The sequence below is a fragment of the Paeniroseomonas aquatica genome, from assembly GCF_030409335.1.
Lineage (GTDB): Bacteria > Pseudomonadota > Alphaproteobacteria > Acetobacterales > Acetobacteraceae > Belnapia > Belnapia aquatica.
On sequence record NZ_JAUFPN010000189.1, the window covers coordinates 1 to 10,095 of the forward strand.

7 protein-coding genes and 1 pseudogene are annotated in these 10,095 nt (G+C 64.1%); 6 read left to right on the plus strand and 2 right to left on the minus strand.

From position 1 onward, the window contains the following. Positions 1-38: 38 nt before the first annotated feature. Complete coding sequence (locus tag QWZ14_RS22780; RefSeq protein WP_290319236.1) at positions 39-986, plus strand: aldehyde dehydrogenase family protein; 948 nt, start codon at positions 39-41, stop codon at positions 984-986. A 55-nt stretch (positions 987-1,041) separates the two neighbouring features. Continuing rightward, positions 1,042-2,073 (plus strand): zinc-dependent alcohol dehydrogenase, encoded by a 1,032-nt coding sequence (locus tag QWZ14_RS22785; protein WP_290319237.1) that lies wholly within the window; start codon positions 1,042-1,044, stop codon positions 2,071-2,073. A 316-nt stretch (positions 2,074-2,389) separates the two neighbouring features. Here the strand turns inward: QWZ14_RS22785 and QWZ14_RS22790 are convergent, their stop codons facing one another. Continuing rightward, on the minus strand, positions 2,390-2,992 hold the full coding sequence (locus QWZ14_RS22790; protein WP_290319238.1) for a hypothetical protein: 603 nt from the start codon (positions 2,990-2,992) through the stop codon (positions 2,390-2,392). A gap of 956 nt (positions 2,993-3,948) precedes the next feature. Between QWZ14_RS22790 and QWZ14_RS22795 the strand changes: the two are divergent. After that, positions 3,949-4,323, plus strand: a pseudogene (locus QWZ14_RS22795) (HAD hydrolase family protein); the annotation flags it as partial. A 500-nt stretch (positions 4,324-4,823) separates the two neighbouring features. On the opposite strand, the gene QWZ14_RS22800 reads toward QWZ14_RS22795, so the two are convergent. Then, positions 4,824-6,149, minus strand: a complete 1,326-nt coding sequence (locus QWZ14_RS22800) for an MFS transporter (RefSeq protein ID WP_290319239.1) — start codon at positions 6,147-6,149, stop codon at positions 4,824-4,826. Positions 6,150-6,548: 399 nt separating this feature from the next. On the opposite strand from QWZ14_RS22800, the gene QWZ14_RS22805 reads away from it, so the two are divergent. From QWZ14_RS22805 to QWZ14_RS22815, 3 genes are read left to right on the plus strand one after another with little or no spacing between them, the layout of a single operon-like run. Then, the gene (locus tag QWZ14_RS22805) at positions 6,549-6,827 is read left to right on the plus strand and encodes a metal-sensing transcriptional repressor (protein ID WP_290319240.1); all 279 of its coding nucleotides are present in this window, start codon (positions 6,549-6,551) and stop codon (positions 6,825-6,827) included. Positions 6,828-6,867: 40 nt separating this feature from the next. Further along, a complete protein-coding gene (locus QWZ14_RS22810) occupies positions 6,868-8,121 on the plus strand; it encodes an efflux RND transporter periplasmic adaptor subunit (protein WP_290319241.1) in 1,254 nt (417 codons plus the stop codon). A 7-nt stretch (positions 8,122-8,128) separates the two neighbouring features. Then, complete coding sequence (locus QWZ14_RS22815) at positions 8,129-10,078, plus strand: efflux RND transporter permease subunit (protein WP_290319242.1); 1,950 nt, start codon at positions 8,129-8,131, stop codon at positions 10,076-10,078. Positions 10,079-10,095 lie beyond the last annotated feature (17 nt).

The following is a 10,095-nucleotide window of genomic DNA, read 5'->3' on the forward strand; positions in this document are numbered from 1 at the left end:
TGTCAAGGATTGTCGCCTAAATTACCGACTGCTGAGTAATGGCGGGCAACACGCTGGTGGTCAAGCATGCCGAGTGTGTCCCGCAATGCGCCATTGCGTTCGAGAAGCTGTTTGAAGACGCCGGTGCTCCCGTTGGCCTTTATACCAATCTGCTGATCTCGCACGAGCAGTCCAATTGGCTGATCAACGACTCAAGGATCAAGGGCGTGGCGCTCACAGGCAGTGTCTCGACGGGCCGCAACATCGCCGCACGCGCCGGGCAAAATCTGAAGCCTTCGTCGATGGAGTTGGGCGGCAGCGACGCTTTCATTGTGCTGGAGGATGCTGACCTCGACCATACCGTCAAATGGGCAGTCTGGGGTCGGATGTACAACGATGGGCAGACATGCTGCGCGGCCAAGCGATTCATCGTTGTCGAGGCGGTTGCCGACCAGTTCATGGAGAAGTTTCAGGACGCATTGGCGGCGCTCAAGGCTGGCAATCCCGACGATGAAGCGACGACGCTCGGTCCGCTATCGACGGAACACGCCCTGCAAGACCTGCTGAAGCAGGTCGACACCGCGGTGTTGAATGGAGCCAAGGTCGTGATGGGAGGCAAGCGGATCGACCGCCCGGGCGCGTTCATGCAGCCGACGATCCTGAGCGATGTTGCGCCGGGGAATCCGGCATTTCGGGACGAGTTCTTCGGCCCCGTAGCGATGATTTTCCGCGTCAAGGACGAGGACGCCGCGATCGACTTGGCCAACGATTCCGATTTCGGGCTTGGCGGGTCCGTGTTTACCAAGGATCTGGAGAGGGGAAAGCGCGTCGCAAGCCGCGTCGATACGGGGATGATGTTTATCAACAACATCTCATGGTCCGACGCAGAATTACCCTTCGGCGGCATCAAGGACTCCGGCTACGGGCGCGAACTCGGCCACATGGGAATTCAGGAATTCATCAACAAGAAGCTGGTCCGCACGCTGGATGCCGAGGCGCCACTCTAACGAAGCGCTGCCCTTCCTTCGACTTCTCACGCCGCAACTTGAAAGCATAAGCCCCATGGCCAGAATGCATTCCGCCGTCGTCGAGAAGTTTGGGGCACCGCTGGTGCTGCAGGAATGGGACATTCCTTCACCTGGGCCGGGCCAGATCGTGGTGAAGATTGAGGCATGTGGCGTCTGCCACACCGATCTTCATGCCGCGAAGGGCGACTGGCCGCTGAAGCCGTTCCTACCTTTCATCCCAGGCCATGAGGCGATCGGCCGCATCTCGGCGGTTGGTGCCGAGGTGCGCCTCATGAAAGAAGGCGACCGGGTGGGCGTCCCCTGGCTCTACTCGGCGTGCGGGCACTGCGAATACTGCCTCTCCGCCTGGGAAACAGTGTGCGGCGAAGCGCAGTTCGGCGGTTATACGAAGAACGGCGGATTTGCCGAATACGTGCTCGCGGATCCGAATTATGTTGCGCACGTACCAGATGCGCTGTCGTCGCAGCAGGCAGCGCCGTTAATCTGCGCCGGGGTCACGACCTACAAGGGGATCAAGGAAGCTGACGTCCGACCCGGCGAATGGATCGCGATCTCGGGCGCGGGCGGCCTGGGGCATCTGGCCATCCAGTATGCGAAAGCGATGGGTCTGCAGGTCTGCGCGATCGACATCGATGACGGCAAGCTCGCTCACGCCACACGGCTCGGGGCCGACTTCGTGGTCAACGCGAAGGAGGGCGACCCGGCTGAGGCGGTGAAGAAGGGCACCGGAGGCGGGGCGCATGGCGTGCTGATCACGGCGCCGTCGTTGCCGGCGTTCAAACAAGGCGTCGGCATGACGCGCAAGCGGGGCACGTGCGTTCTGGTCGGACTGCCGCCAGGCGACTTCCCGCTGCCGCTGTTCGACGTTGTGGCGAACTGCATCACAGTCCGCGGGTCGTTCGTAGGCACGCGGCGGGACATGGCCGAGGCGCTCGCCTTCGGCGCCGGAGGCAAGGTCCATGCGGACATCGAGTTGCAGCCCCTTTCCGCGATCAACGATATCCTGAACCGACTGGAGCATGGCGATGTGCCGTCACGGGTCGTCCTGGACTTCGCTGTTCACTGACGCGGCGGGTAACGCCGCCACCTATTCACCAAAGTCGGCGTTGCGGCGCTCGATGATGGTCCTAACCCCAAAAATTCACCACGGACTCTGCGATCCTGATTCGCGGGTATTCGTTTGCACGCAATGGTTGCGCGCGCAAGCTATGCCCTTGCCGACAGTGAGGTCGGCGTCGGGGTACGAATTGCGAGGCTTGGAGCTGCAGTGACAGGCTCGGTCGGGGCGACGTCGCCCTGGGTTCAGGTGACCAGGCGCAGACGGCGTTCGAGGGCATGCCGCAAGATGGCTTGGTCGGGATAGACGCTGGGCAGGTGGACCATTACCTTGGTTTTCCAGGCGACGAGACAGGCCCAAGCTTTTCGCCAATTAGGCTGGCGATGAACGAAGTGCCATGTGGCGGCCCCACGAAGTACCACGCGACGCCGGGGCCGCGCATGCCGGACACCTTGACGCGCTTGCGCGTGGCAGCACCAATACTCGCCAGCTCCGTTATGATCCGCGAGACCTCGTCCGCCGAAATGTTAACAAGCTTACCAAGTTCACTGCGAGTTTGCATTACTTGCCCTGTGCCCGGGCAACGATGCAACAGGAGTTGCGCCCAAAGCTGCATAGCAGCCACCGGCTCCGAGCTGTTGGCAGCCAACCACATGACAACGCGGGCATTCTCCACAGGTGATATCATTTTGTAGCCTGTTGGAATGAGTGCACCGCCACGAATCCCAAGCAATTTTGCCGACGGCCTTCCTTTGCCACGCATCGCAGCAATCCGACGCTTGGCCTGCTTGTCAGTAAGCCCTTTCGCAGCACATTCGTAGTGAGCCGTCGAGTGTCTGGTCGCAAGTACGGCTTTGCTGGCATCTCCCTCGGTACCATCCGGCTTGATGCTATCCGCGAGCTCTTTGCTACAATGGATCTCGGGCAAGGCGGCTTTGTCACCCTTTTTCGTACAGGCAGTAAGCTCGTTGCGCGAGCGCCCACCGCAATGCCTTCATTGGCAGCAACGTCAGCGCCTCCAATATTTACCACCGCTCGGCGCAAGGTGGGAATGGCCAGTTCATCGCGGTGTCAGGTCGTGACGAGTGGCGCAACTTGCATACCTTTGTCAGCGTCGGTCTCTACCACGAACATCTCCCGGCGCCCCACCCTGTCCCTCAGGGTTGGCCGCCTGCCACTGGCCGGGTTTTACGCCGCCCGCAGCAGCATTCCGCCGCCACTTCAGTTGCACGACTTTCTGCCCGTCGTGCACACATCACAGATGCGAACTTGGTCGGATGTTCAGCGAGTCCTGCGACGCCCTCTCCTACAAACCCAATTTTCCGCACGGGCCTTGGTGACCATGGCCCATGCGTTGCCCGGGAGTTCCGAAAACTTGGCCTAACAACGTATAAAGCTATCTCTGGCCGTATTCGACCGCCCAGCGGACCACCTCATCGCCCGAAAAATAGATGTGATTCGTGGCAATCCTTCTATTATTCTGATCATAAGCGTAGCAATGAAGTTCACCTTCGTGGTGAATGTGGATTCTGCGTGTTTCATTTGGGTTAAAATAGTTTGTCCTGCCGTGCTCCTCACACGCCACATAGATCGCCGTGTCTGTGTGGTTATGTGCTAGCAGCTCAGCAGATAGCACAGGGCTGGCTACAAATAGGCTGCTAGTGAGCATCAAAGAAATTCTCATTTTGCCCTCCTATTCACTCGCCTTATAGGCCGGTTTTATAAAGCCTTCAGGGCGCGCAACCAGAGAGACTTGCGCGAAAATTCTGGTCCCACGCAAGTCAGTTAGTGGTGGTTTTCCAACGGTTATATCGTCGGCGCTTCAAAAGCAGGTGATGCAAACCTCAACTTAGACGAGTCAACTTTTGCCTCCTTACGTTCAGTCGTACTGAGAGGAAGGCCGTCGCCATGGCGGGCGACGGCGTCAACGACGCCCCGGCGCTGGCCGAGGCCGATGTCGGCATCGCCATGGGCACCGGGACCGAGGTCGCCATGCAGAGCGCTGGCGTCACGTTGGTGAAGGGCGACCTGGCCGGCATCGCCTGCGCCCGGACGCTGAGCCGGGCGACCATGCAAAACATCCGGCAGAGCCTGTTCTTCGCCTTCGTCTACAACGCGCTTGGCGTGCCCTTGGCGGCCGGCGTGCTGTACCCGTTGCTCGGCATCCTGCTGAGCCCGGTGGTCGCGGCGCTGGCAATGGCGCTGAGCTCGGTCTCGGTGATCGGCAACGCGCTGCGGCTGCGAACTGTCAAGCTCTGAACTCGGGAAGTATGGATTTCGGCCTCATCCAGGGCCAGTAAAAATGGGGAAGGTTTGCCACCTGCCACGATCTGATTCACGGCGAACTACACGATGAGACAACCGCCCTTTGGTGGCGATAATCGTCGGCGACTGCGGACCAGCCGATAGCCCTGCATCACAAGAAAGGTGCCCAAACGACGTTCACGTGCCGAATTGTTAGGAGCACTCATTGGGTCGGACGTACCCAACCAGGTGGTACCGTCTCCTGCAGGACGGGGCATGTTGAGTGACCAATGCCACCTCAGTGCCAGTAATGTAGCGCAGCCAGCGATGAGCCAACCGCGAGACTTCACGGGCCCGGGCCTGGCCGTCGTACAGCGGCCGCAGGCATCGGGAGAGGGGAGGCAAGCACCTTATCGATCGTCAGCCAGCCGCACTCGATAACCTTCTCTAAAAATGGTTGATTTCAGGCCTCAGTGAATTGCCCTCAACACTCGAGAGGCAAAGCGAGGCTCTCGTCAGCCTGGCCAATGAGGATGCTGACCATCGATAACGAAGGCATGATGATGGCGAAAGCTACCACCGGGTGAACGTGTAGCATTTTCAAGATGCGGATGGTTTGGCGGCAGATCACGATGGATGTGCTCGACATCCTCCGGATCGTGCTTCGGCCACAGCACCAGTGTGGCGACAACCCCCACCGCACCGAGCACCGCAAGCACAATGAATGTCGTCCCGAGCCCCGCCGCGGCACCAAGCCGTCCTGCCACGGGATAAGCGATCAGCCAGCAAGCGTGGCTGAGCGCGAACTGCGCAGCGAACAATGCGGGTCGGTCACCCGGCTGAGCAGATCGCCGCAACAGACGTCCTGCCGGTGTTAGCACCAAGCCATTCCCGAGCCCGAGCAGCGCCCAAAGCGGCGGCAACAGGCTCCAGGCCGGCACCAGCGGGCCAAGCAGCAAGCCCACCACCAGCAGCGCCGCACCGCCGAGCATGGCTGACCGATCGCTCAACATGCCTCCCAGCAATCGGGGCAAGGCCAAGGCCGCCGCCATGGAGCCGAGCCCGTAAGCAGCCAGTGTCCAGGCCACCTCGCTCTGCCCCAGGCCAAAGCCGGCGCGCACCAGCACCACGGTATTCACGATGACCATCGCGCCTGCCGCGGCAACGGTGACATTCAGCGCCAGAAGCCCGCGCAATCGTGGTGTGGCCAGATAGATTCGCGCGCCGCGGGTAATCCGCTCCCAGGCGCCTTCCTCGACCGCCCGCGGCTTGGGCGAAGGCAAAACGACCGAGAGCACCAGTGCTGCGGAGGCCAAGAATCCAAGGGCATTGCCGGCGAACAACCAGTGGAAGCCGATCAGCCCGAGCAGCGCCGCAGCGATGGCCGGACTGGCGAGGGCTTCGAGGTCATAGGCAAGGCGCGAGAGGGCGAGCGCCTTGGTGTACTCCGCTTCGTCCGGCAGCACATCCGGGATGGTCGCCTGGAAGGTCGGCGTGAACGTGGCTGAGCCTGCCTGCAGCACGAAAATCAGGACATAGACCTGCCAGATCTCCGTCACGAAGGGCAGCGTCACCGCCACGGCCGCGCGCAGCAGGTCGAGCGTGACGAGCAACGCGCGCCGCGGCACCAAGTGGACGAAGGCGCCAGCAACAGGCGCGATGCCAACATAGGCGATCATTTTGATCGCGAAGGCGGTGCCGAGCACGTCCCCGGCATTGGCGCCTGCGAGATCGTAGGCGAGCAGGCCAAGGGCGACCGTCGAGAGGCCGGTGCCGAGCAGGGAGAGCACCTGCGCCGAGAACAGATGGCGGTAGGTTGGGTTGGACAGCGGGCTCAACATATCGGCGGTCTCCGCTCGGTTGTAGACCTCTCCCTGCCCGCGCCGGCGTGTGGGGAGAGGCGTGCGCATCCCGCCAGAAATGGATGCTGCGTTGGCAGTCGCCGCGCGTGCGAGGCGTAGCCATCACCCCCGCGCCCAAACGGTTGCGCCGGAACCAAAGTTGGGTGCCGTCGAAGGCAATGATGACGTTGTCCGCTCGCCGGCATGGTCCCAGCCGTTACTGCTGCCTTTGAAGAAGGTGCCACGGCGGGTTCGGCGGCTCGCCATGCAGGTCGAAACACAATGGCCCGGTCGCAGGCCATGCGTGGGCCACGTGCCCTGCCGCAAGCTCCGACTCCCCTGGCCATGAGAGCAGTTACCATGTAGCGTATATCCCTACCAGGGGGATAGCATCATCCTATGTCTGAGCCGCATGTCCATGCAACACACCCCGACATCGTCAAGCGTCTGCGACGTGCCGAGGGGCACCTTCGCAGCGTGGTTGACATGATCGAAGCCGGGCGCCCGTGCCTCGACATCGCACAGCAGCTGCACGCCGTTGAAGCGGCGCTGGCCAATGCCAAGCGCAACCTGATCCACGACCACCTCGACCATTGCCTCGACGACGTTGTCGGGGCGATCCCGCGGGCTGAACGCGGCCCAATCGAGGAATTCAAAGCGATAACCAAATACCTGTAGGGCAGTCTGCCATGACCCGCTTCAAGCCACGGCCCTGCGCATGACCAGCCGGTTGCCTCCCCTGCTACTGGCGCTCACCGCCGGCATCCTGGCCACCGCGCTGGCGCTGCACCTCTCACCGGGCCTGCACGCCCTGCTCGACTCGATGGCGCGCCCGGCGCCCGGCGCCATCTCCGTCATCCGGCCCGACGCGGCGGCCGCGCCGGTGGCTCCGCCCGCGCTCGAGGGCCTGCTCATTCTCTCGCCGGAGCGCATCGCCCTCGCCGGCATCGAGGTGGCAGGCGTCGGCGGCGGCAGCATCGGCCGCCGGATCGCGGTGCCGGGCACTATTGCCCCGGCGGCCGACCGTGTCGCCCGCATCCCCGCCCGGGTCGGCGGCATCGTGGCGGAGCTGCGCAAGCGACTCGACGACCCGGTGGCGCAGGGCGAGGTGGTAGCCGTGCTCGACAGCCGCGAGGCGGCCGACGCGCGAAGCGCCCTGATGACCGCTACCGTCACCTTCGAACTGCAGCGCACCTTGTTCGAGCGCGCCCAGGTCCTGCGCAACAGCGGCGTCTCGGCCGAGCAGCAGTACCTCCAGACACGCGCCAGCTACGAGGAGGCGACGGTACGGCGCGACCTTGCGTTGCAGAACGTGATGTCACTCGGCCTCGATGCCGCCCGCGTCACCGCCGATGCACGCGATGGCGCCCGGGGCGCCGCGCGCTTCCGGCAATACGAGATCCGCTCCCCCGCCGCCGGGCGAGTGGTCGAGCAACGGGTCAGCCTCGGCACCTCGGTCGGCCAGCTGAACGACCCGACCGACCTCTACGTGATCGCCGACCTGTCGCGGCTCTGGGTCGAGATGGCGGTCGCGCCGGGCGATCTGCGGCTTGCCCGGCGCGGCCAGCCTGTCCGCATCGGTGGAGTTGGCGAGGGCGTGCGGCACACCGAGGGCGAGATCGTTTTTATCAGCCCCTTCCTCGATCCCGGCACGCGCACGGCGCGGGTGATCGCGGAATTCCCGAACCCGGACGACACTTGGCGCCCGGGCAGCTTCGTCACCGCCGAGATCGTCATCGAAGGTGTCGAGGCCGCGGTCCTGGTCCCGCGCGCCGCGCTGCAGACCATTGGCGGCACCCCCGCCGTCTTCGTCCGCACGCCGGAAGGATTCCGCGCCCAGCCGGTGACGCTCGGGCGCAGCGGCGACGGCATGGTCGAGGTGACCAAGGGCCTGTCTCCAGGCGAGCACATCGCGGTCGCCAACAGCTTCGCGCTGAAGGCTGAGCTTGGCCGCGGCCAGCTCGAGGATTGAACGACGCATGATCGCCTCCATCCTCGAGTTCTCGGTCCGCCAGCGCTGGCTGGTGATCCTGCTCAGCCTCGCTGCCTGCGTGCTGGGCGCTTGGTCGCTCACCCGCCTGCCGATCGATGCTGTCCCGGACGTGACCAACAATCAGGTGCAGATCAACCTCGTCGCGCCTGCGCTCACGCCGCTCGAGGTCGAACAGCAGGCGACGGTGCCGGTCGAGACGATCCTGGCCGGCACGCCGGGGCTGGAATCGACCCGTTCCTTCTCGCGCAACGGCTTCGCGCAGATCACCGCGGTATTCAGCCCAGCAACCAGCATCTATTTCGCCCGCCAACAGATCACCGAACGCCTCATCGAGGCACGCCAAATGCTGCCTCCGGGGGTCGAGGCGCGGCTCGGCCCGATCTCGACCGGGCTCGGCGAGATCTATTGGTGGGCGGTAGAGTACACGCCCGGGCACGGGCCCGTCGCCGATGGCCAGCCCGGCTGGCAGCGCGACGGCAGCTACCTCACGCCCGAGGGCCAGCGCCTGGCCAGTGCCTTCGAGCGCACCGTCTACCTGCGCACCGTGCAGGACTGGATCATCCGGCCGCAGATCCGCAGCGTGCCCGGCGTGGCCGGCGCCGATGCCATTGGCGGCTTCGTTAAGCAGTTCCTGGTCGCGCCTGACCCGGCTAAGCTGGGGGGCTACCGCATCTCGATGGCCGAGATCGCCGCGGCCATCGAAGCCAACAACGTCAGCCGCGGCGCCAATTTCATCGAGCGCAACGGCGAGGGCATCGTCGTTCGCGCCAGTGGTCGGGTAGGCTCGCTGGAGGACATCGCTGAGATCGTCGTCGCCACCCGCGGCGGCGTGGCGCTCCGGGTGCGCGACCTCGCCCAGGTCGAAAACGGCCGCGAGCTGCGCACCGGCACCGCCTCGGCTGATGGCGAGGAGATCGTGCTCGGCACCGCGCTGATGCTGATCGGCGGCAACAGCCGCGCCGTCGCCGCCGCCGTTGATGCCCGCATCGCACAAATCGGCCATGCCCTGCCACCAGGCATTCGGACCCGCGCGGTGCTCAACCGCACGCAGCTGGTGGATGCCACCATCGGCACGGTGACGAAGAACCTGGCCGAGGGCGCCCTGCTGGTGGTGGCCGTGCTGCTCCTGTTGCTCGGCAACATCCGCGCCGCGGTCATCACCGCGCTGGTCATCCCCGTCGCCATGCTGCTGACGGTGACCGGCATGGTGCAGGCGCACATCAGTGCGAACCTCATGAGTCTTGGCGCGCTCGATTTCGGACTGATCGTCGATGGCGCGGTCATCATCGTTGAGAACAGTCTGCGCCACATCGCCGAGCGACAGCAGGTGCTTGGCCGTCGGCTCGGCCGCGAGGAGCAGTTGGAGACGGTCATCGCCTCGGCACGCGAGATGATCCGCCCTTCGGTCTATGGGCAGGCGATCATCATGCTGGTCTATCTGCCCTTGTTGACCTTCTCTGGCGTCGAGGGCAAGACTTTCGAGCCGATGGCGCTGACCGTACTGATCGCGCTCGGCGCCGCTTTCATCCTCTCGCTCACCTTCGTCCCGGCGCTGATCGCCATCGCCATCACCGGCCGCGTGCGTGAGGGCGAGAACGCCGTGATCCGTGGGCTGAAGGCGCTCTATGCCCCGGCGCTGCGCGGCGCGCTGCGGGCGCCGCTGCTGGTGGCAGCCGGCGGGCTCGCGTTGTTCGCCGGCGCTGGCCTGCTCTTTGCCACGCTGGGCCAGGAATTCGCCCCTACACTGGACGAGAAGAACATCGTCATGGAGGCGCGGCGCATCCCAAGCACCGGCATCACCCAGTCCCAGGCGATGCAGTTGGATGTGGAACGCCTGGTCAGCCGCTTCCCGCAAGTTGCTTTCGTCTTCTCGCGCACCGGCACGCCCGATCTTGCCGCCGACCCGATGCCACCTACTCAGCAGTCGGTAATTTAGGCGACAATCCTTGACAA

Coding starts and splice junctions, on each gene's coding strand:
- QWZ14_RS22805 (WP_290319240.1), top strand. CDS start 6,549: ATGTCTGAGCCGCATGTCCATGCAACACACCCCGACATCGTCAAGCGT.
- QWZ14_RS22815 (WP_290319242.1), top strand. CDS start 8,129: ATGATCGCCTCCATCCTCGAGTTCTCGGTCCGCCAGCGCTGGCTGGTG.
- QWZ14_RS22780 (WP_290319236.1), top strand. CDS start 39: ATGGCGGGCAACACGCTGGTGGTCAAGCATGCCGAGTGTGTCCCGCAA.
- QWZ14_RS22800 (WP_290319239.1), bottom strand. CDS start 6,149: ATGTTGAGCCCGCTGTCCAACCCAACCTACCGCCATCTGTTCTCGGCG.
- QWZ14_RS22785 (WP_290319237.1), top strand. CDS start 1,042: ATGGCCAGAATGCATTCCGCCGTCGTCGAGAAGTTTGGGGCACCGCTG.
- QWZ14_RS22810 (WP_290319241.1), top strand. CDS start 6,868: ATGACCAGCCGGTTGCCTCCCCTGCTACTGGCGCTCACCGCCGGCATC.